This is a genomic window from Amycolatopsis sp. VS8301801F10 (genome assembly GCF_046195355.1).
GTDB lineage: Bacteria > Actinomycetota > Actinomycetes > Mycobacteriales > Pseudonocardiaceae > Amycolatopsis.
This window is the reverse complement of sequence record NZ_CP176065.1, coordinates 4,242,140-4,265,828: the sequence shown is the minus strand read 5'-3', so window position 1 is coordinate 4,265,828 and position 23,689 is coordinate 4,242,140. Positions and strand designations below refer to the sequence as shown.

Sequence of the window (23,689 nt, the reverse complement as noted above, 5' to 3'; positions counted from 1 at the left end):
CAGGTGTCCGCATCGGGCCACGCGTCCGACGCGACGGCCCGCGGACCGGTTCCGGCAACGGCGAAAACGCGGCCAGCTCAGACGGACAGGCCGGTGAACGGCGCGAACGGAAGGTTGCGCGCCGCGAACCACAAGACGAACACGACCGCGACGACGTGCGGCGTCCAGCGCCAGTGCAGCCAGGACCGCATCGCCCGGCCGCGCAGCCGTCCGAGCGTCCACGCGAGACCGCTCCACGCGAAGAGCGCGGCGAACACCAGAGCCACCGCGTTGTAGTGCAGTGCCGCGGGAAAATCGCCGTGCAGCACGCTGTAGGCCATCCGGAGCCCGCCGCAGCCGGGGCAGTCGATCCCGAAAAGCAGCTTCGTCGGGCACACCGGGAGCCAGCCGCCGGGGGTGGTCGGATCGCCGAGCCACACCGCGACGCACGCGAGGCCGATTCCGCCCGCCGCGGCCGCCGGGCCGGCGAGAGCCCTTGCCACCGCACGGGTTCCGCGCGCCGGCTGTCCGGTGTAGACGGTGCTCAGTGCCACCAAAGCACTCTTCCGGCGACCGCCACCACGATGAGCGCGACGATCACGTACAGCCCGATCAGGATGGCGACGCTGAGCGCCGACCACATCGCCCACTTGCGCGCCTCGTCCGCCGCGCGGTGCGCTTCGGCCGCGTATCCCTGATACCACAACGTGTTCACCTGGCTGGCCTTGACGATCGCGACGATCCCCAGCGGCAGGCAGCAGAACACCGTCGCCAAGATCGCCCACACCAGGTTGCTGTCCGGCGGCGGCGGGTACTGCGGCGGGTAGCCGTACGACGGAGGGTACGGGCCCTGCGGCGGATACGGGCCGGTCATGCGGTCCCCCTGGACAAATCGGGTGCGGTCCGGCCTGACGCTACCCGCCCGCGCCGCCGGGCACGATCACAACCGGTCAAAAACCCAGCCGGCGCAGCTGCTTCGGGTCCCGCTGCCAGTCCTTGGCCACCTTGATGTGCAGGTCGAGATACACCTTCGTGCCCAGCAGCCGTTCGATGTGCTTGCGCGCGGTGGCGCCGACTTCGCGCAGCCGTTCGCCCTTGTGCCCGAGGATGATCCCCTTCTGGCTGGGGCGTTCCACGTACAGCAGCGCGTGGATGTCGATGAGGTCGTCGCGGTCCTCGCGCGGGAGCATTTCCTCGACGGTCACCGCGATCGAGTGCGGCAGTTCGTCGCGGACGCCTTCGAGCGCCGCTTCGCGGATCAGCTCGGCGACGAGGGTCTGCTCGGGCTCGTCGGTGAGCTCGCCGCCCGGGTACAGCTGCGGTCCCTCGGGCAGCCGCCGCACCAGCAGGTCGGCGACTGTCTGCACCTGGAAACCGTCCACCGCGGACACCGGCACCAGGTCGGCGAACTCCATCACCTCTTGCAGCGCGACCAGCTGCTCGGCGACCTGCTCCGGCTTCACCAGGTCGGTCTTGGTGACGACGCCGATCACCGGGGTGCGGCGGGCGATCTTCTTCAGCTCGGCGGCGATGAACCGGTCGCCGGGGCCGATTTTCTCGTTGGCGGGCACGCAGAACCCGACGACGTCCACTTCGGACCAGGTCTCGTGCACGACGTCGTTGAGCCGCTGGCCGAGCAGCGTGCGCGGCCGGTGCAGGCCGGGTGTGTCGATGATCACCAGCTGCGCGTCGTCGCGGTGCACGATGCCGCGGATGGCGTGCCGGGTGGTCTGCGGTTTGCTGGAGGTGATCGCGACCTTCGTGCCGACGAGCGCGTTCGTGAGCGTCGATTTGCCCGCGTTGGGGCGGCCGACGAAGCAGGCGAAACCGGAACGGTGCGGTTCGGTCACGGCCGCAGCACCTCGACCACGGCGCCGGACGGGTCGGCGCGGACGATCGGCACCAGCTTCGCCACGTCGCGGACCGCGTGCACGGACGCCTCGGCGACCAGCGCGTCCGCGGTGACCACGGCGGCGGCTTCGAGGCCTTCGGCTCCGCTGGACAGCGCGGCGGCGACGGCCGCTTGCAGCGCGGTGAGCTTGAACGACGGCTGGTCGACCGTGGTCGCGGCGTAGGTGCGGCCGTCGGTGTCGCGGACCGCGGCGCCTTCGTCCGCGCCGGTGCGGGCGCGGGCCGAACGGGCCAGCGTGACCAGCTTCTGGTCCTCGGCGTCGAGGTCAGGCATGTTCGACTCTCCTGTCGTGCTCTTCGGGCTGGGGCGGGCGGGTGCGCGGGCGCGCCGACGACGGCCGGACGACCACGGACGTGATGCGCATCCGGCCGCGGCGGTCCTTGCCCCCTTCGGCGAACAGCCGAAGACCGGCGACCTCGGCTTCGGCCCCCGGCAGCGGGACCCTACCCAGTCGCTCGGCGAGCAGCCCGCCGACGGTCTCCACGTCGTGGTCTTCGAGGTCGATGCCGAACAGTTCGCCGAGGTCGTCCACGCCGAGCCGGGACGACACGCGGACCGAGCCGTCTTCGAGTTCCTCGACCTCGGGGCGTTCGTCGGCGTCGGATTCGTCGGTGATCTCGCCGACGATCTCCTCGAGGATGTCCTCGATGGTGAGCAGGCCGGCGGTGCCGCCGTACTCGTCCACGGCGATCGCCATGTGGTTGTGCGTGCGCTGCATTTCCTTGAGCAGCTCGTCGAGGCGTTTGGAGTCGGGCACGAAGCTCGCCGGGTTCATCACCGCGCCGACGACCGTGCTCGGTCCGTCCGGGCCCATGTACTCGGGCATCAGGTCCTTGATGTTGACCACGCCGACGATGTCGTCCACCGAATCGTCGATCACCGGGACGCGGGTGAAGCCGGTGCGCAGCGCGAGCGCGAGGGCCTGGCGCACGGTTTTCGTGCGTTCGATCCACACGATTTCGGTGCGCGGCACCATGACCTCGCGGGCGACGGTGTCGCCGAGTTCGAACACCGAGTGGATCATCTCGCGTTCGGAGTCCTCGACGACGCCGCGTTCCTGGGCGAGGTCGACCAGTTCGCGCAGTTCGACCTCGGAGGTGAACGGGCCTTCGCGGAAGCCGCGGCCGGGGGTGATCGCGTTGCCGAGCACGATCAGCAGCCGCGACAGCGGGCCGAGGACGGTGCCGAGGGCGCGGACCGGTCCGGCGACGATCGTGCCGACGCGGTACGGGTGCTGGCGGCCGATGGTGCGCGGGCCGACGCCGATGAGGACGTAGCTGACCACGACCATGACGACCGCGGACACCAGGATGGCGAGCCACAGCCGGTCGAACCAGGCGACGAAGGACACGGTGACCAGCACCGTGGCGGTGAGTTCGCAGGCGAGCCGCAGCAGGAGCAGCAGGTTGATGTGCCTGCGGCGTTCGGCGACGACCGCGGCGAGCTGGCGGGCGCCGACGCGGCCGTTGCGGACGAGGCCGTCGACGCGGGCTTGCGACACCGTGCCGACCGCGGCGTCCGCGGCCGCGAACACGCCCGCGAGCAGCACCAGCGTCACCGCGATGACGACCTGCGCCGGGGGGTTTCCCATCGTCGGAGCCTAGGGCGTTTCCCCGGGCGGCGGCGCGTCCAGCCCGGCGATGCCGAGGACGCGGTCGTCGACGTCGCGTTGCGCGTCGCGGGCCTGGTGCGCGGCGACCGCGGCCTGGAATTCGCCGAGGATCCGCTTCTGCAGCCCGAACATCTCGCGTTCCTCGGCGGGTTCGGCGTGGTCGTAGCCGAGCAGGTGCAGGCAGCCGTGGACGGTGAGCAGGTGCAGTTCGTCGATCAGCCGGTGGCCCGCGGTTTTCGCCTGGTCTTTCGCGAAGGCCGGGCAGAGCACGATGTCGCCGAGCAGCGCCGGGGACGCGTCGGGCGCGTCGGGGCGGCGGGAGGAGTCGAACTCGTCCATCGGGAAGGCCATCACGTCGGTGGGCCCGGGCAGGTCCATCCAGCGTTCGTGGAGGTCTTCCATCACCTCGAGGGTGACGCACAGGATGGACAGCTCGGCGAGCGGGCTGACCTCCATTTTCTCGAGCGTGTAGCGCGCGGCGGAGACGATGGACGCCTCGTCGACGTCGACGCCGGATTCGTTGGCGATCTCGATGCTCATCGGCGGGTGCCTTTCCAGCCGCCGGCCTGCTGCTCTTGCGCGTCCTGCACGGCCTGCCACTTCTCGTACGCGTCGACGATGTCGCCGACCAGTTTGTGCCGGACCACGTCCTGGCTGGTGAGCTCGGCGAAGTGCAGGTCCTCGACGCCGCCGAGGATGTCGCGCACGACGCGGAGCCCGCTGCGCTGCCCGCCGGGGAGGTCGATCTGGGTGATGTCGCCGGTGACGACGATCTTCGCGCCGAACCCGAGGCGGGTGAGGAACATCTTCATCTGCTCGGGCGTGGTGTTCTGGGCCTCGTCGAGGATGATGAAGGCGTCGTTCAGCGTTCGGCCGCGCATGTAGGCCAGCGGTGCGATTTCGATCGTCCCCGCCTGCATGAGCCGCGGAATCGACTCCGGTTCGACCATGTCGTGCAGCGCGTCGTAGAGCGGCCGCAGGTACGGGTCGATCTTCTCGTTCAAGGTGCCCGGCAGGTATCCGAGCCGCTCGCCCGCCTCGACCGCCGGACGGGTCAGCACGATCCGCGTGACCTGCTTGGCCTGCAACGCCTGCACGGCCTTGGCCATCGCGAGGTACGTCTTGCCGGTGCCCGCGGGCCCGATGCCGAAGACGATCGTGTGCTTGTCGATCGCGTCCACGTACCGCTTCTGGTTCAGCGTCTTGGGCCGGATGGTCTTGCCGCGCCGCGACACGATGTTGAGGCTCAGCACTTCCGCGGGCGAGCCGTCGCCGCTGGACAGCATTCCCACCGTGCGCCGCACCGTGTCCGGTCCGACCTGCTGTCCGCCGCCGGCGAGCTGCACCAGCTCGGTGAACACCCGCTCCGCGAACGCCACGTCCGCCGGGGTGCCGGTCAGCGTGACCTCGTTGCCGCGCACGTGCACGTCGGCAGCGAGCAGCTCCTCGGCCACCCGCAAGTTCTCGTCCCGGGACCCCAGCAGGCTCAGCTGGGCCGCCTCCGGGATCGGGAATCGAACCTGTGCCTCGGCCGACACCCGATTGTCGCCTCGGGCGGCTCCGCCCGTCTCAGTTCCGGCCACGTGGCCTCGGTCCTGCTTTCTGCGCACTTCGCAAGTCGACGTACAGGGACCCTTGAATGCTACTTGCCCTGCTCCCTGCCCCGCAGCCCGGTTTCAGTGCACTCCGGCCTGCGGCCGCCCGAACATCCCGAGCTGCTCGCCGCCGAGGACGTGGGCGTGCACGTGAAACACCGTCTGCCCGGCGTCGGCATCGGTGTTGAACACCACCCGGTACCCGCTCTCCGCGATCCCCTCGAGCTCAGCGACTTTCCGCGCAGCCACCAACACCCGACTCAACAACTCCGGATCCCCCTCCGCCAGCTCTCCCACGTTCCGATACCTCTTCCGCGGCACCACGAGCACATGCACCCGAGCCTGCGGATTGATGTCCCGGAACGCGAACGTGGCGTCGTCCTGATACACCACGTCCGCCGGAATCTCCCCAGCAATAATCCGCTCGAACAACGTCTCCGCCGCATCGCTCATAACAACACCCTACAAACAGCGCACCGACGAACCCACCCAACCGACGCGCGCACCCAAGGCAACCACCGAACGGCACGCACCCGACGCGCGCACCCAAGGCAACCAACGAACGAGCCGCAACCACCGCACCGTGGGGGTCCGGGGGGCTCGGCCCCCCGGGAGTAATGGCGGAACCAGCGGGGGCGAAGTATCGCGCCAGCGATACGAAGACGCCGCGGCGCGGTGGAGCCTGGGGGTCGCTCCACCGCCGCCGCGGCTCCGCCGGACCGAGGGGGGAGGTGCCCGGCGGGGCATGGGTTCGCGTACTCAAGGGTAATGCCCGCCCGCGGGCGGGCTGAAACCCTTGTGTTCGCACGTTGCGAAGCAGAGTAGCTGGCGGGGGTGCGGCGCGCCATCACCTGGTGCGGATGTTTAGGGGTTCTGCCGGGTTTTGCGGGTTTCCGGCGGTCAGTGCCAGCGGCCGGTGAGGACGCCCAGTGCGCCTAGTGCAACGGCGGCTGCCGTGGAGGTGCGCAGCACGGTCGGGCCGAGGCGGACCGTGGTGGCTCCGGCGTCTTCGAGGAGCGCGAGTTCCTCGTCGGTGATGCCGCCTTCGGGGCCGACGACGAGGAGGATGTCGCCGCCGTCGGGGAGGTTGAGGTCGGCGAGTTTGCTGGTGACGCCGGATTCGAGGACGAGCGTCGCGGACATCGTGGCGGCGAGGTGCGCGAGTTCGCGCGTGCCGACGGGTTCGGCGACGGCGGGCACGTGGGCGCGGCGGGCTTGTTTGGCGGCCGAGCGGGCGGTGGCGCGCCAGCGGGCGAGGGCTTTTTCGCCGCGGGGCCCGTCGTCCCAGCGGGCGACGCTGCGGGCGGCGCGCCAGGGCACGATCGCGTCCGCGCCGGCTTCGGTGGCGAGTTCGACGGCCAGTTCTCCGCGGTCGCCTTTGGCGAGCGCTTGGGCGACGTGCACGCGCAGCGCGGGCGGTTCTTCGTGCCAGCGCTCGAGAACGGTCAGGGCGACCGAGGCCGCCCGGCCCGTTTCGACGGCGTCCACGGCGCAGCGGGCCATCGCGCCGGCGCCGTCGGAGAGCACGAGCTGCTCCCCCACGCGCAGCCGGCGCACGGTGGCCGCGTGCCGGGCTTCCTCGCCGTCGAGCAGCGCCCGGCCTTCGGCGGGCACCTCGGAGGCGAGGAAGACCGGCAGTGTGGTTTCCGGCACAGTCAGCGGTTCTTCGCGCGCAGCTTGGAGAACAGGCCGCCGTGCTTGCTGCCGTTGGCGGCGAGCGTCGGGACTTCTTCGCCGCGCTGCTGGGCCAGGTCGACCAGCAGGTCGCGCTGGGCCTCGTCGAGTTTGGTCGGCACCACGACGTCGATGTGCACGTGCAGGTCGCCGCGGCCGTCGACGCGGCCGGACGAGCGCAGCCGCGGCATGCCCTTGCCGGTGAGCACCAGTTCGGTGTTGGGCTGGGTGCCGGGTTCGATGTCGAGTTCGTAGTCGCCGTCGACCAGGGTGGCGATCGGGACGGTCGCGCCGAGCGCCGCGGTGGTCATCGGGATGCGGAAGTTGCAGTGCAGGTCGTTGCCCTCGCGGACGAACACCTCGTGCGGGGCCTCGTCGATCTCGACGTAGAGGTCGCCCGCCGGGCCGCCGCCGGGGCCGACCTCGCCCTGGCCGGACAGCCGGATCCGCATGCCGTCGCCGACGCCGGGCGGGATCTTCGCGGTGACGCCGCGCCGCGACCGGATCCGGCCGTCGCCGCCGCACTGGCGGCACGGGTCGGGGATGACCTCGCCGAAGCCGCGGCACACCGGGCACGGCCGGGCGGTGACGACCTGGCCGAGGAACGACCGCTGCACGGACTGGACCTCGCCGGCCCCGCCGCAGGTGTCGCAGGTCTTGGTGCTCGTGCCCTCGGCGGTGCCCGCGCCGCGGCACAGGTCGCAGACGATCGCGGTGTCGACGGTGATCTCGCGGTCGACGCCGGTCGCGCACTCCTCGAGGGTGAGGCCGAGCCGGATCAGCGCGTCGGAGCCGGGCTGCACGCGGCTGCGCGGCCCGCGGCCCCGTCCGCCGCCCCCGCCCGCGGCGCCGAAGAAGGCGTCCATGATGTCGCCGAGCCCGCCGAAGCCGGCGAACGGGTCGCCGCCCCCGCCGCCGCGGCCGCCGGGGTCCATCGGGTCGCCGCCGAGGTCGACGATCTTGCGCTTCTGCGGATCGGAGAGCACCTCGTACGCGGTGGTCACCTCGCCGAAGCGGTGCTGGGCGTCCTCCGACGGGTTCACGTCGGGGTGCAGCTCGCGGGCCAGCTTGCGGTACGCGCGCTTGATCTCCTGATCGCTCGCGTTCTTGGCCACCCCGAGGATCCCGTAGTAGTCCCTCGCCACGTTGCTCTGCCTTCTCCTTCGTTTCCGCCCCCGCCGCCGGTCAGCGGCCGGACAGGATCTGCCCCACGTAGTTGGCGACCGCGCGGACCGCCGCGATCGTGCCGGGATAGTCCATCCTGGTCGGCCCGACGACGCCCATGCCCCCGAGCAGCATGTCGTCCCGGCCGTAGCCGATCGACACGACCGAGGTGCTGCGCATCTGCTCGTCCTCATTTTCCTCGCCGATGAGCACGGTGACCGCACCGGGGTTGCGGGCCGCGGCGAGCAGCTTCAGCACCACCACCTGTTCCTCAAGCGCTTCGAGCACCTGGCGCAGCGACCCGGGGAAGTCCGCGACGTTGCGGGTGAGGTTCCCGGTGCCGCCGAGCACGATCCGCTCCTCCGGGTGCTCGACCAGCGATTCGACCAGTGTGGTGCAGATCCGGGTGAGGTGGTCGCGCAGGTCCGGCGGGGCGGCTTCGGGCAGCTCGGCCACGTTCGCCGCGGCGTCGGACAGCCGCCGCCCGGCGAGCGCGCCGTTGAGCACGGTGCGCAGCCGCAGCACGGTCTCCTCGGTGACCACGTCGCCGAGGTCGACGGTGCGCTGGTCGACCCGGCCGGAGTCGGTGATCAGCACGAGCATGAGCCGCGCCGGCGTGAGCGGCACCACTTCGAGGTGCCGCGCCACGGTGTTGGTGAGCATCGGGTACTGCACCACCGCGACCTGCCGGGTGAGCTGCGCGAGCAGCCGGACCGACCGGCGCAGCACGTCGTCGAGGTCGGTGCCGGAGTCGAGGAAGCTGGTGATCGCCCGGCGTTCGGCCGCCGACAGCGGCTTGATCTCCGAAAGCCGGTCGACGAACAGCCGGTACCCCTTGTCGGTCGGGATCCGCCCGGCGCTGGTGTGCGGCTGGGCGATGTACCCCTCTTCCTCCAGGGCGGCCATGTCGTTGCGGACAGTGGCGCTGGAAACGCCGAGGTTGTGCCGCTCGACGATCGTCTTCGAGCCGACCGGCTCCTGATTGGCCACATAGTCGGCGACGATCGCGCGCAGTACCTCGAAGCGACGCTCCTCCGTGTTCGCCACCGGCACCTCCTTCGCGGTCCTCCTGCTCCTCACAACGAGTTTACGGACCCGGCGGTGCCCGGCGCCCGCTCCGGTCCCGCCGCCCCCGGGTAAAGAGGAGGGAAACAATTTTTAATAGCGACGAACCGGGCAACTCGGAACTTCGCTTGCACCGGGAACCGGAACCCGGTTTTCTGCCTCGGAAAGACCATGAACCACTCCAGCCGAAAGCAGTGGCCGACATGAACGCACTTTCTCCCGAAATCGCCGAAATCCGGCAGCGGGCCGCCGAGGCGCGAGAACGGCTGAAGCACGTGTCGGCGACCGCGACGAGCCCCGACGGCGCGGTCACCGCGACTGTCAACACCGCCGGTGCGCTGCAGGAACTCCAGTTCGGCTCCCGCGCCGACGAGATGCCGCGCGCCGCCCTCGCGGCCGCCGTGCTGGCCACCGCGCGCCGCGCCCAGGCCCAGGCGGCGCAGCAGCTGACCGCGATCATGGCGCCGGTGATCGGCGAGCACAGCGACGCGATGAAATTCCTCGAGGAACAAATCCCGGAACCGGAAATTCCGGAGGAACCGGCTCCGCCCGCGCCGCCGCAGCCGCAATTCTTCGACGCGCAGGACGATTCCGCCCCGCCGCCGTCCCGGCCCGCGCGGCCCTCCCGCCCGGCTCCGGACCCGGCTGACGACGACGACTACTACTACGGCGGCGGCTCGTTCCTGGGGAGGAACTGATGGCAGGCGGATCGAAGGTCGACCTCCCGGCGCTGCGCGCGCACCAGGGCGAGGTCGAGGACATCGCGGCGGGCGTGCACACCGCGGCGCAGGCGACCGAGTCCGGCCAGTCGTTCGGCGACGACGCGTTCGGCCTCGTCGGCCAGGTGTTCGCGATGCCGCTGCAGATCTGGATGTCGGTGGCGACGTCGTTCGTCAAGGACGTGGCGGACACCGCCGACGACCTCGCGGAGCGCCTGCGGCAGGCGCACGAGCACTACGACAACCACGAGAAGCAGACCGTCGGCCACATCAACGGTCTCGGCAAGGAGCTGCCGGAATGACCGAGACGCAGGAGAACCCGCTGGTCGCGAAGTCGGAGTCGCCGAGCGGGCCGACCGCGAACATGGGGTCGTCTTCGAACGAGCTGGACAACCTCAACGCCCAGACGTCCGGCTCCGGCATGCTCAACGACGTCGCGGCCACGCTCACCGACGCCCGGCACGGCGACTGGGGCAACTTCGGCGTGGACGTCGTCACCGACGGCCTCGACCTGCTCGGCGCGGCGATGGACCCGCTGGGCACCCTGGCCAGCGCGGGCGTCGGCTGGCTGATCGAGCACATCAGCTTCCTCAAGGAGGGCCTCGACCAGCTCGCGGGCAATCCGGAGGCCGTCACCGCGAAGGCCGTGACCTGGTCGAACATCTCGAAGCAGCTGAACGAGTGCGCCGACCAGTACGAGCAGGCCTCGGCCAAGGTCGCCCCGGACTTCCAGGGCCAGGGCGGAGAGGCCTACCAGAAGGCCGCGAAGGGCTACGCGGACACTCTGCGGGGCGCGGCCGGGCACGCGAGCAGCGCGTCCACCGGGATGAACGTCGCCGCCGCGCTGGTCGGCACCGAGCGCGGGCTGATCCGCGACATGATCTCGTCGTTCGTCGGCGAGCTGATCGTCAAGGGCCTCGCCGCGCTGGCGTCGTCGTGGTGCACCTTCGGCGGGACGGTGGCCGCGTTCATCGCCGACACCGTCGTCGAGGGCGGGATCCTCGCGGAGAAGATCGGCACCCGGATCGCGAAGGTCGTGGAGAAGCTGGACAAGCTCGCGGAGAGCGCGGGCAAGTCGAAGGCCGCGATCGAGCAGGCCGCGAACGCGTTGCGGAAGGCGGGCAAGGCGGCGGGCAAGGTCACCGACAAGAGCGTCGACCTCGCCGCCGGCCTGGAGAAGAAGGCCGGCGACCTCAAGGAGGCGGGCCGGGCGGAGAGCGCCGCGGAGAAGGCCGAGCGCTGGACCGCGAACGCCAAGGAGAAGGTGCCCGGCCGCGACCGCTTCGAACACGCCGGCGAGACGTATTCCGAAGACGGGCGGAAGTTCTTCAAGATCCAGGAATGGCAGAAGGAGGGCGGCCGGCCGCCGTTCACCACGGCTGACGGAGTGGGGCTCGGCACCGAAGCCCGGCGGCAGGAGAACGAGCAGTACGACCGGTACGCAGAAGGCTCCGAAGCCTACGAAAAGGAGCACGAGAAGGCAGAGGGCGGCTCCGGCGGCGAAGGCGGCACCGGAGAGTGAGCAGCGAAACCGTGCAGGCGGCCGCCGACCAGGCCAACCGGGAAGGCCGCCTGCACCCGTCTCAGCGGAAAATGGTCCTGAACGCGGGCTTCTCGATGGCTGTCGTGTGGATCATCCTGTTCGCCGCCGCCGCGGTCCTGGCGCCGATCGGCATCGGCGTGAGCAGCGACGAACTGCGGAACCTCAACGCGGTGAAGGCCGACCTCGGCGCCCCGCAGGTCTCGTACTGGTCGATGAACTGGCCGGTGTACCTGCTGACGGCGCTCTTCCTCGCGCTCGCCGTGCTCCCCGCCCGGATCATCTGGCGGCGGCTGGCAGAGGTGCGCAGCGGCAAGCTCGAGGTAGTCCGCGGGTGGACGTACGACTACGGCCACGTGCACAAGGCGCCGTCCGGCGGGCAGCACGCGATGTACATGTATGAAGTCACCGAGCGGATGACGTTCACCTATTTCGTCGTGCAGGGGAAGTCCCACCGGCTCGACTACGACCTGCGGCAGCGAGTGCTCGGCAACCGCACGAACGCCGCGATCCTCACTCCGCGCAGCAAAATCCTGGTCAACGTGGTCGCGGCATGACGGCCGGCGAGGTGGCCGCGGCCAATCTCGCCGGGCGGCTGCACCGGAGCCAGCGCGGGGCGGTCCTCGACGGGCTGTTCTGGGCGGTCTGGGTGTTCGCCGCGGCGATCGGCGCGGTCGGGGCCGTGGCGGTGGCCGAGTCCGGGTTCACCGCGTCCGCGCTGGTGGCGGCGGCGGTCGGCGTGGCGGCGATCGCGGGCGCGGTCCGGTTCAGCGTGCGCCGCCGCGCCGAGTTCCGCGAGCCGCTGACCGTGATCGCCGGGCCGGCGCACGACTTCGGCGCCGGCCCGATCACCGACGACTATCCGATCGGCCTCAAGCACACCCCGCGCGGACCCGGCCAGATCGAGCGGTGGCAGGTGCGCGCGGGCGGGCGCACGTATCCCGTCCCGCGCGCGCAGTGGGATCGCCTGGTCGCGGAGCGGATCACCGCCGTCTGCGTCCTGGCGAACGGACGGTGTCTGGTGAACATCGTCCTGGACGGCGATCTCCGGTGAACCCGGGTCAGGAGTTCTTCGGGAACCCCAGGTTCACCCCCGCGTGCGAAGTGTCCGGCCACCGGGACGTGACCACTTTCGTCCGCGTGAAGAAGTGGAATCCCTCCGGCCCGTACGCGTGCGTGTCGCCGAACAGGGAGTCCTTCCAGCCGCCGAAGGAGTAGTAGCCGACCGGCACCGGGATGGGCACGTTGACGCCCACCATGCCCACTTCCACCTCGTTCTGGAAGCGGCGCGCCGCCCGTCCGTCTCCGGTGAAGATCGCGGTTCCGTTGCCGTACGGGTTGGCGTTGACGAGCGCGAGCGCGTCGTCGAAGCTCGCCGTTCGCGCGACGGACAGCACGGGGCCGAAGATTTCGTCGGTGTACACCGCCATACTGGGCGTGACGCGGTCGAAAAGCGTGGGGCCCAGCCAGAATCCGTCGTCCGCGCCGTCCGCTTCCACGCCCCGGCCGTCCATCACGAGTTCCGCGCCTTCGGCGACTCCAGTGTCCACATAGGACGAAACTCGCTCGTGGTGCGCCCGGGTGACCAGCGGCCCCATCTCCGACGACGGTTTGCGCCCGTCTCCGACGCGCAGTTTCCGCATCCGCTCCGCGATTTTGGCGACCAGTTCGTCCGCGATCGGTTCGACGGCGACCACCACCGACACCGCCATGCACCGCTCCCCCGCCGAGCCGAACCCGGCTGACACGGCGGCGTCGGCGGCCAGGTCGAGGTCGGCGTCCGGCAGCACGACCATGTGGTTCTTCGCCCCGCCCAGCGCCTGGACGCGCTTGCCGCGGCTGGTGCCGGTTTCGTAGACGTAGCGGGCGATCGGGGTCGAACCGACGAAGGAGATCGCCTTGACGTCCGGGTGCTCGAGAAGTCCGTCGACCGCGACTTTGTCGCCCTGCAGCACGTTGAACGCGCCAGGCGGGAGGCCCGCTTCGGCGAGCAGCTCGGCGATGAACAGCGCCGCGGACGGGTCCTTCTCGCTCGGCTTGAGCACGACGGTGTTGCCGCACGCCAACGCGTTCGGGACGAACCAGAGCGGCACCATCGCGGGGAAGTTGAACGGCGAGATCACGCCGACCACGCCGAGCGGCTGGAGAATCGAGTACACGTCGACGCCGGTGGAGGCGTTCTCGCTGAAACCGCCCTTGAGCAGTTGCGCCGCGCCGCACGCGTATTCGACGTTTTCGATCGCGCGCGCGATCTCGCCCGCCGCGTCCGATTCGACCTTGCCGTGCTCGCTCGTCACGATCTTCGCCAGCTCGTGCTTGCGCGCCTGAAGCAGCTCGCGGAAGGCGAACAGCACGCGTGTGCGGCCGGCGAGCGACGTGCCCCGCCAGCCCGGCAGCGCGGCGGTCGCGGCGGCCACGGCTTGCTCCACCTCGGCTGGTCCGGCGAAGTCCACCTGCGCGCTGACCTGGCCGGTCGCCGGGTCGTACACGTCGCCGGTGCGCCCGGCGCCGGCGACCGGCTTGCCGTCGATCCAATGGCTGATGCGGTCGGTCACGACGTCCGCTCCTTCCGGTCGGGTGTCCCCGAGTCTCCGGGCGAGGCGCCCGGGTCCGCCATCGACAACGTGTACGTACTACCGCTGTCCGCCGTACAGTCTGTGCCCTGCCGGCCAGCAAGGGGGGACCGATGTACCCGACCGTCGCCGAGGCGCTCGCGTTGCCGGTGCTGCGCCAGGGGTGTCCGCGCGTGGTCGCGGGCAGCACCGGGCTCGAACGGCGGGTGCGCTGGGCGCACGCGGCCGAGGTCGCCGACATCGCGCACCTGCTGCGCGGCGGAGAACTCGTGCTCACCACCGGGGTCGCGCTTCCCGACGACGACGCGACGCTGACCCGGTACGTCGCCGACCTCGCCGAGGTGGGCGTCGCGGGCCTGGTGGTCGAACTGGTGCGGCACTGGAACGACCGGCTGCCGCGCGCGCTCGTCGCCGCGGCCGAGCTACGCGGGTTGCCGCTGGTGACGCTGTCTCGCGAGACGCGCTATGTCGCGGTCACCGAGGCAGTGAACGGAATGATCGTGGACGCGCAGCTGGCCGAGCTCCGGGCGGCGGAGCGGGTGCACGAGACGTTCACGTCGCTGACCGTCGCGGGAGCCGAGCCCGCCGCGGTATTGGCCGAGGTGGCGCGGCTGACCGAGCAGCCGGTGGTGCTGGAAACCCTGGAACACGAAGTCCTCGCCTACGACACGGCGGGCACGGATCCGGGCGAATTGCTGACCGGCTGGCCGGCCCGGTCGCGCGTAGTGCAGCTCGGCGAGCGCACCGGCTACCACTCGGCGGCGGGCTGGCTGGTCACCGTGGTCGGCGCGCGCGGGCACGACTGGGGACGGCTGGTGCTGGTGTGCGCCGAAGCGCCGCCGCACCGGTACCGCGTGGTCGCCGAACGGGCCGCGTCCGCGCTCGCGGTGCACCGTCTCGTCGCGCGCGACTCCGACACTCTCGAACGGCAAGCACACCGCGCGGTGTTGACCGAACTGCTGAATTCGCCCGCGCCCACCGCGGAAATCCTCGCGCGTTCTTCCGCGCTCGCGGTGCCGCTCACCGGACGACAGCTGGTCGGCTTGGCAGTACGGCCGCGCATCACCGCGACTACGCGTCCGACGCTCTCTACGCCGCCGCTGTTGCGCGAACTGGCCGAAGCGACCGCGCTCGCGACACGGCGGGCGAAGGTGTCCGCGCTGGTGTCAACGGACGAGACCGCCGTACGCGCGCTTCTCGCGCTCTCGCCGGAAGCCAATGCTGACGCCGTCCTCCAGCGCCTCGCCGCCGACATTCACGACGCGCGCGCTTCCGCTCCAGCCGCCATCGGCGTAGGCACGACTGTCACCGGACCCGCTGAAGCGCAACGCACTTTGGTCGAAGCCGCGCACGTCGCTGCCGCTGCCCTCGACGAGGACGACGGACAACCGTTGCACCGCCTGAAGGATGTTCGGCTACGCGGGCTGCTGCACCTTCTCGCCGACGACGAGCGCGTACACGCCTTCGCTGCGCGAGAGCTGGGTCCGCTCCTCGAACGCGACGCCGCTTCCGGAAGCCGTCTCGTGCCCGCGCTGCGGCATTACTGTGCGCACGGCGGCAACAAGTCCGCCGCAGCGGTCGCCGCCCACACCTCGCGGACCGCGTACTACCAGCAACTCGCGCGCATCGAACAGGTGCTGGGAGTGCGACTGGAAGATCCGGAGTCGATGTTGTCGCTGTACGTGGCATTGCTCGCGCACGACCTCGGCGCCGCCACCCGTCCGAGCGAGGAAAACCCACCCGGACGAGGAGCACAGTGATCGGGTCCGGACTGCCGATATCCGTCGTATGGTGTTCTCTTCCTTCGCTCCGGTCGCGGCCGCCCTGCTCGGCTTCGGCGGCCTGGCCGCGCCGCACGCCCCGGAGTCGATCCTGCAGCTGACCATGCACGAGACCTCCGGGCGCGTCACGAGCGCGTCCCTGACCTGCGACCCCACCGGCGGCACGCACCGCCACCGCGACACCGCCTGCGCGACCCTCGCCGCGGTCGACGGCGATTTCTCCCGCATCGCCCCGCACCGGCAGAAGTGCACGATGATCTACTCCCCGGTGGACGTCACGGCACTGGGCAGCTGGCGCGGCACGAGGGTGACGTACCGGGCGACGTACCCGAACAAGTGCGCGGCGGACAGCCAGTCGAACGGGGTGTTCGCGCTTTAGGCCGGACCGGCTCGGCGTCGTTCTCCGGACGTCAGCCCGGGACGGAAGCCCGGTCAGCGCACGGGACCTGGGACCGGACGATCTCCCGGGCCCGCGCGCGGCTCAAGTTCCAGGCAGGCCAGGCGTCGTCGGCGAGAGACCCGGCGAGCGGGCGCAGCAGGCAAGCCGCGTCCGGGCGGTGCCGTGCCACCACCGGGGCCACGTCGGCGGAGAACCGGCTCAGGTAGCGGACGTCGAGCGGCTTGCCCCGCGCCGCCCGGTCCAGGTTGGCGGCCGCGATCGCCGCCTCCGGGTTCGCCGCGGCCAGTCCCAGCAGCGCCAGCGCGGCGGTCGCGATCGCCGCGCGGGGCAGCCAGCTCGCGCGGAGCGTGCCCAGCGTCGCTCCTACCAGGACGAACACCACGCCCAGCCAGCTCTCGCACACTTCCACCAGCAGGCGCGGCACGGTGAACCCGTAGGCCTGCTGATAAGTCCACATGCGACTCAACGCGGACAGCACCACGACCAGGCTCAGCACGGTCAACGCGCCAAGCAGGACCCGCAGAACCGTCCGGTCGGCGCGCGTGGCTTTCGGAGCCCAGCGCAGTGCCGCGGCGAGGATGGCCAGCGTCAGCGCTGTGCAGGCGCAGAGTTGCCAGAAACCGCCGCGCGCGTAGTCCGCCGAGGTGAGGCCGTCGGTGCGGAGGACGTAGTCCGTGCCGCCGAACAGAGCGGCCGCTTGCACCCCGACGTAGGCGGCGAACAACACCCAGAGGGTGCCCAGCAAGGACGTCCACGACAGCCGGTCACCGACCGTCGTGGTCCGGTTTTCCCGTTCCGGCAAGGGCTCCGCGGCGATCAGGAAGACGGCCGCCATCGCCGCGAAGCCCACGGCGAACACCAGCGCGGACTGGACGGCCGAGCCCGGACGCACCTCCGGAACGAGGTCGCTGACGAACTCGGCGAACCGGGGATCCGCGCTGACCAGCAAGGGCAAGAAGACCACCAGGACCAGCCCCGACAGCAGCACCGCCCCGAGGACGCGCCCCTGGCGTTGCCCGGTGCGAGGAGTCCGGCGGAACAGCCACGGCACCGCGCGGAACGCTTCGAGCGGGACGGCGAGCACGTCGTACGTCGTGCCGTGCACAGTCCGCTTGCCGACCACCGCGAGCGACGCCGCGACCGCCGCGGCGAGCACACACAAGACGAACAGCCATTCAGCCGCTCTCCAGGCACCGACCGCGAGCAGCGCGATCGCCAGCAGCGCCCAGGCTGCCTGCCGCCACTGCCTCGGCGTTCCTCGCCGGGTGCCGGACAGCCGCGCGCACGCCAAGAGCACCGCGACCGCGACCAGCAGCGCCAGCACCCAGCCGATCCCCGGACGGTCCACCGGCACCACGACCGTCCCGACGACCGCGACCACCAGCGCGGCCAGCTTCGCCCCGCCAGGAACCGCCGATTCGGCCCGCTCGAACAACGGCCGAGGCCCCGGCTGCCGGACGACTCGCACCATCCCCGGCGGAACCGCGTGTGCCGGGTGTTTCTGGATCTGCTGGGACATGAACCCTCTCTTCGCTTTAGCAAACAGCCGCAAGTGCGGCAAGCTCAGCAGCGCCCATCCCGACGCGCGACGTGGCGGCCGGTGAGGGAATCTGATTCCTGCAGGGTTCCCCTCACGGACTTCTGCGGGAGCCAGGAAGCACGCCCTCGAAGCCCGGACCGACGACCGCAGTGCCCGAAGCCCGCCTTCAAGCTGGCCGCGTCATCCGACCGGACCGCGAGCCGGGGCTTAGCACCGCCAGCCGCCTCCGGAGTTCGACCGCAAGCGGGCCGCGTCACTCGCCTCCGGCAACTGCCCGCGCCGGAGCCCGAACCCGGTCAAGCCGCCGCATCGCCCGCTCCGGCACCCGGACCCAAACCCCGACCCACGCAGGTCAGATCCCCCGCCCGGCAACCGCCCGAGCCGAGGACCATTGCCCATCAAGCAGGCAGCGTCACCCGGATCCGGCACCCCGGCCCGCCACCGCCGCCCGCCGGACCGCCCGCCGGACCACCGCCTGCCGGACTTCCGCCGACCGGCACCGCCGAGGCCGGTTCCGGGTCGACCACCGCGACAGTTCCGCCGTGCAGTTCCACCACCCACCGCACGATCGCCAGTCCCAGTCCGGTCCCGCCGCCCCCGGCGCGTTCTCCCCGGGTGAACCGTTCGAACACCCGGTCCCGGTCCGGTTCCGGGATCCCCGGGCCCTGATCGTGCACCTCGATCCGCGCTTCCCCGGCCTCGATCCGCGCCAGCACCGCCACCTCTCCCCCGGCCGGGCCGTGCCGGGCGGCGTTCTCCAAGAGGTTCAGCACTACCTGGTACAGCCGCTCCCGGTCGGCGGGCACCGTCGCGCCCGGCGGGGCCACCGAGACCGCGAACCGGACCCCGCGGCCGGCCGCCGCGGCCATCGCTTCCGCCTCGGCGGCGACCTCGGCCAGCAGGTCCTCGAGGTCGACCGGCGAGCGGTCCAGCGGCAGCGTTCCGGCGTCGATCTGCGACAGGTCCAGCAGCTCAGTGACCAGCCTGCCCAGGCGTTCGGTCTGGTGCAACGCCGTGCGGAGCGTCGCGGGATCCGGCGAAGCGACGCCGTCCACCAGGTTCTCCAGCACGGCGTTCAACGCGGTGATCGGCGTGCGCAGTTCGTGCGAGACGTTGGCGATCAGTTCCCGCCGCTGCCGGTCCGCCGTGGACAGGTCGGCGGCCATTTGGTTGAACGCCGCGGCCAGCGAGCCGACCTCGTCGCGGGCGGTGGCGCGGATCCGGCGGGTGTAATCGCCTTTCGCCATCGCTCGCGCGGCCGCCGTCATCTCGCGCAGCGGCCGGGTCATCCCGTGCGCCAGGATCTGCGACGTCAGCAGCGCGATCACCACCGCGGTCACCGTCGTGCGCGGCGGCAGCCAGCCGATCTGGTAGCGGAAGAACGCGAACGCGATCCCGCCGGACGCGACCATCAGAATGGCCAGTTTCAGCTTGATCGACCGGATGCCGTCCAGCGGCCGAGGCAAAACCTCGACGGCTTTCGCGAAAAACGGCTTCACGCGGGGACCTCCAGCGCATACCCGACGCCGTGCACGGTCCGGATCAAGTCGGCTCCCAGCTTCCGCCGCAAAGCCTTGATGTGGCTGTCCACCGCCCGTGTGCCGGCCCCGGTCGCCTGCACGTCCCAGTCCCACACCTCGCTCAGCAGCCGTTCCCGCGGCTGCACCGCGCGCGGGCGGCGGGCGAAATGCACCAGGAGGTCGAATTCGATCGGCGTCAGCTGGGCGGGTTCGCCCCCTCGGCGCACCCGCCGTTCCGCGATGTCGATCTCCAGATCCCCCAGCACGATCCGCTCCTCCGCCACCGCCGACGACCGCTCCACCCGCCGCAGCAGCGCCTGGATCCGCGCCGACAGCACGCGCATCGAGAACGGCTTCGTGAGGTAGTCGTCCGCGCCGACGCCGAGGCCCACCAGCAGGTCGGTCTCGTCGGCGCGCGCGGTGAGCATCAGCACCGGCACCGGCCGCCGCGCCTGGATCCGGCGGCACACCTCGAGACCGTCGAAACCGGGCAGCATCACGTCGAGAACCACCAGGTCGGGGCTGGTCGCCGCCTCCGCGTCGACCGCTCCGGGACCGTCGTGCGCGACCGTCACGGAGAACCCTTCCGCGCTCAGCCGGGCGTCGATCGCCGCGGCGATGGTGAGGTCGTCCTCGACGACCAGCACCCGTCTTCCCCCGTTGTCCATGCCGCCGACCTTAAGCACTCGCCGTGGAGGCCATCCGGGCGAGATGTGGAGATCCGGTGGAGATGTTTCCGCCGTTTTGCCCGGACGTGACGACCAGGTTGTGACGTACGTCATGCACTCCGGCGCGGTCGCGCGCAATCGACAGACTGCGCCGAGGGCGTCCGAACAGTGAACAGTCTGTCTCTGCCCCCGGCCCCCGCCCGGCGCGCAGGATTCCGCAATGGAGCCGACGACACGTGAGCACAGCCGGGTGGACCTCGGCGACGTGCGGGCGCTGCGGGGCAGCCGGTTCTTCAACGACGAACTGGCCCCGGTCCCGGTCGAAAAACGGACCTGGACGACCTACAACTATTTCGCGCTCTGGATGGGGATGGCGCACAACATCCCGTCGTACGCACTGGCCGCGTCGCTCATCGCGCTCGGCATGAACTGGCTGCAAGCGCTGATCACGATCACCATCGGCAACCTGATCGTGCTCGCGCCGATGCTGCTCAACAGCCACGCCGGCACCAAATACGGCATTCCGTTCCCGGTGTTCGCCCGCGCGTTCTACGGCCTGCGCGGCGCGAACCTCGCCGCGCTGCTGCGCGCGTTCATCGCGTGCGGCTGGTTCGGCATCCAGACCTGGGTGGGCGGCGAGGCGATCTACGTGATCGTCGGGCGGCTCGCCGGGCCCGGCTGGCGCGATTCGGCGGTGATCGCCGGGCAGCACTGGACGCTGTGGCTGTCGTTCGCGGTGTTCTGGCTGGTGCAGATGCTGATCATCTGGCGCGGCATGGAGGCGGTCCGCAAGTTCGAGAACTGGACCGCGCCGCTGGTGTCGGTCGGGTTCCTGATCCTGCTCGGCTACGTGCTGGTGAAGGCGGGCGGGCTCGGCCCGATCCTGCACGACGGCGGGAAGCTCGGCTGGGGGCCGGGGTTCTGGAAGGTGTTCGCGCCGTCGCTGATGGCGATGATCGCGTTCTGGTCGACGCTGTCGCTGAACATGCCGGACTTCACCCGTTTCGGCGGCAGCCAGCGCAAGCAGATGCGCGGCCTGATCCTCGGGCTGCCGACGACGATGACGTTCATCGCGATCGTCGCCATCCTCACCACGTCCGGCGGGCACGTGCTCTACGGGCAGGACATCTGGGACCCGGCGCAGCTGGCGGACAAGTTCTCCAGCCCGGTCGTGGTGGTCGTCGCGCTGATCGCGCTGGTGCTGGCGACGATCTCGGCCAACCTGGCGGCGAACGTCGTCAGCCCGTCCTACGATTTCTCCAACGCTTTCCCGAAGCGGATCACCTTCGCGCTCGGCGGGCTGATCACCGGCGTGATCGGCATCCTGATCCAGCCGTGGCGGCTCTATTCCGACCCGGACATCTACATTTTCGCCTGGCTCGGCTTTTACGGCGGATTGCTCGGCGCGGTCGCCGGGGTGCTCGTCGCCGGATATTGGGTGGTGAAACGGACCCGGCTGAAGCTGGCCGACCTGTACCTGCCGAGCGGCGAGTACTGGTTCACCGCGGGCTGGCACTGGCGGGCGCTCGTCGCGACCCTGATCGGCGCGGTGCTCGCGGTCGGCGGCGCCTACGGCGGGCCGTTCCCCGAGGACGGGCTGATTCCGGTCCTGAAACCTTTGTACGACTACAACTGGGCAATGGGTTTCGTCGGCGCGTTCGTCGCCTACGTCCTGTTCAGCCTTCCCTTGAACGCGCAGCGGAATGAGGAGGAAACCAGTGTCTGACACGGTCCGAGCGGGCTTGATCCAGCAGCGGTGGACGGGCGACAAGGAGTCGATGATCGCGAACGCGGTCGACGCGATCGGCAAGGCGGCTTCGCAGGGCGCGCAGGTGGTGTGCCTGCAGGAACTGTTCTACGGCCCGTATTTCTGCCAGGTGCAGGACGCGGATTTCTATTCCTACACCGAGGCGATCCCGGACGGCCCCACCACGAAACTCATGCAGGAGGTCGCGGAGCGGCACGGCGTGGTGCTCGTGGTGCCGATGTACGAACAGGAGCAGCCGGGCGTCTACTACAACACCGCGGCGGTGATCGACGCCGACGGGAAATACCTCGGCATGCACCGCAAGAACCACATTCCGCAGGTGAAAGGCTTCTGGGAGAAGTTCTACTTCAAGCCGGGCAACCTCGGCTATCCGGTTTTCGACACCGCGGTCGGCCGGATCGGCGTGTACATCTGCTACGAACGGCACTTCCCCGAAGGCTGGCGCGCGCTCGGGCTGGCCGGGGCGCAGATCGTGTTCAACCCGTCGGCGACGAGCCGCGGGCTTTCGGAATACCTGTGGCGGCTGGAGCAGCCCGCGGCCGCGGTGGCGAACGAGTACTACGTGGGCACGATCAACCGCGTCGGCGTGGAACCGCTGGGCGACAACGACTTCTACGGGCAATCGTACTTTGTGGACCCGCGCGGCCAGCTCGTCGGCGAGGCCGCTTCGGACACCGAGGAGGAGATCGTGGTCCGCGATCTCGACATGGGCCGTCTCGCCGAGGTCCGCGATCTGTGGCAGTTCTACCGCGACCGCCGTCCGGACAGCTACGGCCCGCTCGCGGAGGCCTGATGACCACCCTCATCCAAGGCGGGCAAGTCGTTTCGCCGTCCGGCGCGGTCACCGCCGACGTGCTGGTGGACGGCGAAACCATCGCGGCGGTAGGCGCTCCCGGCACGCTGACCGGGGACGAAACCCTCGACGCGACCGGGAAGTACGTGCTTCCCGGCGGAATCGACGCGCACACGCACATGGAAATGCCGTTCGGCGGCACGCATTCGGTCGATTCCTTCGAGACCGGCACCATCGCCGCCGCGTGGGGCGGGACGACGACGATCATCGACTTCGCCGTCCAAGCCAAGGGGACGTCCCTGTTGTCCACACTGGACAAATGGCATTCCAAAGCGGACGGCAACTGCGCGATCGATTACGGCTTCCACATGATCATGTCGGACGTCAACGACTCCACGCTCAAGGAAATGCGGGCGTGCGTCGACGGCGGGGTCGGCAGTTTCAAGATGTTCATGGCCTACCCCGGCGTTTTCTACTCTACGGACGGGGAAATCCTGCGCGCGATGCAGCAGGCGCGCGAGATCGGCGCGACGATCATGATGCACGCGGAAAACGGCATCGCGATCGACGAGCTGGCCGCGCAGGCCGTCGCCGCCGGGCACACCGACCCGGTGCAGCACGGCCTGACCAGGCCGCCCGAACTGGAAGGCGAGGCGACTTCCCGGGCGATCCGGCTGGCCCAGGTGACCGGATCTCCGCTGTACATCGTGCATTTGTCGGCTTCCCAGGCGCTCGCCGCGGTCGCCGAGGCAAGGGACAACGGGCAGAACGTCTTCGCCGAGACCTGTCCGCAGTATCTCTATCTGTCCATTGAGGACCTGGCGAAACCCGATTTCGAGGGCGCCAAGTTCGTCGCTTCCCCGCCGCTGCGGGAGAAATCGCACCAGGCCGATCTGTGGCGCGGTCTGCGCACGAACGACCTGTCGGTGGTCTCGACCGACCATTGCCCGTTCTGCTTCAAGGACCAGAAAGAACTGGGCCGCGGCGATTTCCGGGCGATCCCGAACGGGATGCCGGGCGTCGAGCACCGGATGGACCTGCTGCACCAGGGCGTGGTGGCGGGCGAGATCTCGCTGGGCCGCTGGGTCGAGACGTGTTCCGCGACGCCCGCGCGGATGTTCGGGCTGTACCCGCGCAAGGGCGTGATCGCGGCGGGCTCGGACGCGGACATCGTGGTGTACGACCCTTCGGCAACCCAGACCCTGTCCGCGGCCACGCATCACATGAACGTGGATTACTCGGCGTACGAAGGCTTTTCGCTCACCGGGAAAGTCCACACTGTACTGTCGCGTGGCCGCGTCGTGGTGTCTCCGGACGGATTCCACGGCAGCCCCGGGCACGGAAAGTTCTTGTCCCGCGAACTCAATCAGTACTTGAATTGAGGCC

At 70.3% G+C, this 23,689-nt stretch carries 25 protein-coding genes; 10 read left to right on the top strand and 15 right to left on the bottom strand.

The window, feature by feature from the left end; genetic code table 11:
• Positions 1–77: 77 nt before the first annotated feature.
• From F9C11_RS20120 to hrcA, 11 genes are all read right to left on the bottom strand, one after another.
• Positions 78–533: a DUF2752 domain-containing protein gene (locus F9C11_RS20120; protein WP_409186408.1), complete on the bottom strand. Its 456-nt coding sequence runs from the start codon at positions 531–533 to the stop codon at positions 78–80.
• Positions 524–853 carry a CD225/dispanin family protein gene (locus F9C11_RS20115; protein WP_409186407.1) on the bottom strand — a complete coding sequence of 110 codons (330 nt, stop codon included), beginning with the start codon at positions 851–853 and terminating at the stop codon, positions 524–526. The genes F9C11_RS20120 and F9C11_RS20115 overlap by 10 nt, the downstream gene beginning before the upstream one ends.
• Positions 854–929: 76 nt before the next feature.
• The gene (gene era, locus F9C11_RS20110; protein WP_409186406.1) at positions 930–1,829 is read right to left on the bottom strand and encodes a GTPase Era; all 900 of its coding nucleotides are present in this window, start codon (positions 1,827–1,829) and stop codon (positions 930–932) included.
• Positions 1,826–2,164 carry a cytidine deaminase gene (locus tag F9C11_RS20105; protein ID WP_409186405.1) on the bottom strand — a complete coding sequence of 113 codons (339 nt, stop codon included), beginning with the start codon at positions 2,162–2,164 and terminating at the stop codon, positions 1,826–1,828. Before F9C11_RS20105 ends, era begins: the two co-directional genes overlap by 4 nt.
• Entirely contained in the window at positions 2,157–3,482 is a 1,326-nt protein-coding gene (locus tag F9C11_RS20100; protein WP_037813598.1) for a hemolysin family protein, read from the bottom strand. Before F9C11_RS20100 ends, F9C11_RS20105 begins: the two co-directional genes overlap by 8 nt.
• Before the next feature lie 9 nt (positions 3,483–3,491).
• A complete protein-coding gene (gene ybeY, locus F9C11_RS20095; protein WP_409186404.1) occupies positions 3,492–4,043 on the bottom strand; it encodes an rRNA maturation RNase YbeY in 552 nt (183 codons plus the stop codon).
• On the bottom strand, positions 4,040–5,086 hold the full coding sequence (locus F9C11_RS20090; RefSeq protein ID WP_409186403.1) for a PhoH family protein: 1,047 nt from the start codon (positions 5,084–5,086) through the stop codon (positions 4,040–4,042). The genes ybeY and F9C11_RS20090 overlap by 4 nt, the downstream gene beginning before the upstream one ends.
• 93 nt (positions 5,087–5,179) lie before the next feature.
• Complete coding sequence (locus F9C11_RS20085; protein ID WP_409186402.1) at positions 5,180–5,551, bottom strand: histidine triad nucleotide-binding protein; 372 nt, start codon at positions 5,549–5,551, stop codon at positions 5,180–5,182.
• Between the two features lie 447 nt (positions 5,552–5,998).
• Positions 5,999–6,751, bottom strand: a complete 753-nt coding sequence (locus tag F9C11_RS20080; protein WP_409186401.1) for a 16S rRNA (uracil(1498)-N(3))-methyltransferase — start codon at positions 6,749–6,751, stop codon at positions 5,999–6,001.
• A gap of 2 nt (positions 6,752–6,753) precedes the next feature.
• Entirely contained in the window at positions 6,754–7,917 is a 1,164-nt protein-coding gene (dnaJ, locus tag F9C11_RS20075) for a molecular chaperone DnaJ (protein WP_037362451.1), read from the bottom strand.
• A gap of 40 nt (positions 7,918–7,957) precedes the next feature.
• Positions 7,958–8,983 carry a heat-inducible transcriptional repressor HrcA gene (gene hrcA / locus F9C11_RS20070; protein ID WP_409186400.1) on the bottom strand — a complete coding sequence of 342 codons (1,026 nt, stop codon included), beginning with the start codon at positions 8,981–8,983 and terminating at the stop codon, positions 7,958–7,960.
• A 221-nt stretch (positions 8,984–9,204) separates the two neighbouring features.
• On the opposite strand from hrcA, the gene F9C11_RS20065 reads away from it, so the two are divergent.
• From F9C11_RS20065 to F9C11_RS20045, 5 genes are read left to right on the top strand one after another with little or no spacing between them, the layout of a single operon-like run.
• The gene (locus F9C11_RS20065; protein ID WP_409186399.1) at positions 9,205–9,699 is read left to right on the top strand and encodes a YbaB/EbfC family nucleoid-associated protein; all 495 of its coding nucleotides are present in this window, start codon (positions 9,205–9,207) and stop codon (positions 9,697–9,699) included.
• Positions 9,699–10,022: a type VII secretion target gene (locus tag F9C11_RS20060; RefSeq protein ID WP_409186398.1), complete on the top strand. Its 324-nt coding sequence runs from the start codon at positions 9,699–9,701 to the stop codon at positions 10,020–10,022. The genes F9C11_RS20065 and F9C11_RS20060 overlap by 1 nt, the downstream gene beginning before the upstream one ends.
• Positions 10,019–11,242, top strand: coding sequence for a hypothetical protein (locus F9C11_RS20055; RefSeq protein WP_409186397.1), 1,224 nt, complete (start codon positions 10,019–10,021; stop codon positions 11,240–11,242). Before F9C11_RS20060 ends, F9C11_RS20055 begins: the two co-directional genes overlap by 4 nt.
• Positions 11,239–11,817, top strand: coding sequence for a hypothetical protein (locus F9C11_RS20050; RefSeq protein WP_409186396.1), 579 nt, complete (start codon positions 11,239–11,241; stop codon positions 11,815–11,817). The genes F9C11_RS20055 and F9C11_RS20050 overlap by 4 nt, the downstream gene beginning before the upstream one ends.
• Entirely contained in the window at positions 11,814–12,314 is a 501-nt protein-coding gene (locus F9C11_RS20045; RefSeq protein ID WP_409186395.1) for a hypothetical protein, read from the top strand. Before F9C11_RS20050 ends, F9C11_RS20045 begins: the two co-directional genes overlap by 4 nt.
• A gap of 7 nt (positions 12,315–12,321) precedes the next feature.
• Here F9C11_RS20045 and F9C11_RS20040 read toward each other — a convergent pair whose 3' ends face one another.
• Positions 12,322–13,815, bottom strand: coding sequence for a CoA-acylating methylmalonate-semialdehyde dehydrogenase (locus F9C11_RS20040; RefSeq protein WP_409186394.1), 1,494 nt, complete (start codon positions 13,813–13,815; stop codon positions 12,322–12,324).
• Between the two features lie 131 nt (positions 13,816–13,946).
• On the opposite strand from F9C11_RS20040, the gene F9C11_RS20035 reads away from it, so the two are divergent.
• Positions 13,947–15,593 (top strand): PucR family transcriptional regulator, encoded by a 1,647-nt coding sequence (locus tag F9C11_RS20035; protein ID WP_409186393.1) that lies wholly within the window; start codon positions 13,947–13,949, stop codon positions 15,591–15,593.
• Positions 15,594–15,621: 28 nt separating this feature from the next.
• The gene (locus F9C11_RS20030; RefSeq protein ID WP_409186392.1) at positions 15,622–15,993 is read left to right on the top strand and encodes an SSI family serine proteinase inhibitor; all 372 of its coding nucleotides are present in this window, start codon (positions 15,622–15,624) and stop codon (positions 15,991–15,993) included.
• A 31-nt stretch (positions 15,994–16,024) separates the two neighbouring features.
• On the opposite strand, the gene F9C11_RS20025 is transcribed toward F9C11_RS20030, so the two are convergent.
• The 3 genes from F9C11_RS20025 to F9C11_RS20015 form a co-directional block, all read right to left on the bottom strand.
• Positions 16,025–17,533, bottom strand: coding sequence for a DUF4153 domain-containing protein (locus F9C11_RS20025; protein ID WP_409186391.1), 1,509 nt, complete (start codon positions 17,531–17,533; stop codon positions 16,025–16,027).
• Between the two features lie 419 nt (positions 17,534–17,952).
• Positions 17,953–19,053 carry an ATP-binding protein gene (locus tag F9C11_RS20020; RefSeq protein ID WP_409186390.1) on the bottom strand — a complete coding sequence of 367 codons (1,101 nt, stop codon included), beginning with the start codon at positions 19,051–19,053 and terminating at the stop codon, positions 17,953–17,955.
• Entirely contained in the window at positions 19,050–19,721 is a 672-nt protein-coding gene (locus F9C11_RS20015; protein WP_409186942.1) for a response regulator, read from the bottom strand. The genes F9C11_RS20020 and F9C11_RS20015 overlap by 4 nt, the downstream gene beginning before the upstream one ends.
• Before the next feature lie 241 nt (positions 19,722–19,962).
• Here F9C11_RS20015 and F9C11_RS20010 point away from each other — a divergent pair, with 241 nt between their 5' ends.
• The 3 genes from F9C11_RS20010 to hydA are packed head-to-tail and all read left to right on the top strand — an operon-like array spanning position 19,963 to position 23,685.
• Entirely contained in the window at positions 19,963–21,468 is a 1,506-nt protein-coding gene (locus F9C11_RS20010) for an NCS1 family nucleobase:cation symporter-1 (RefSeq protein WP_409186389.1), read from the top strand.
• Positions 21,461–22,303, top strand: a complete 843-nt coding sequence (locus tag F9C11_RS20005) for a nitrilase-related carbon-nitrogen hydrolase (RefSeq protein ID WP_037813646.1) — start codon at positions 21,461–21,463, stop codon at positions 22,301–22,303. Before F9C11_RS20010 ends, F9C11_RS20005 begins: the two co-directional genes overlap by 8 nt.
• On the top strand, positions 22,303–23,685 hold the full coding sequence (gene hydA / locus F9C11_RS20000) for a dihydropyrimidinase (protein WP_409186388.1): 1,383 nt from the start codon (positions 22,303–22,305) through the stop codon (positions 23,683–23,685). The genes F9C11_RS20005 and hydA overlap by 1 nt, the downstream gene beginning before the upstream one ends.
• Positions 23,686–23,689: the final 4 nt, after the last annotated feature.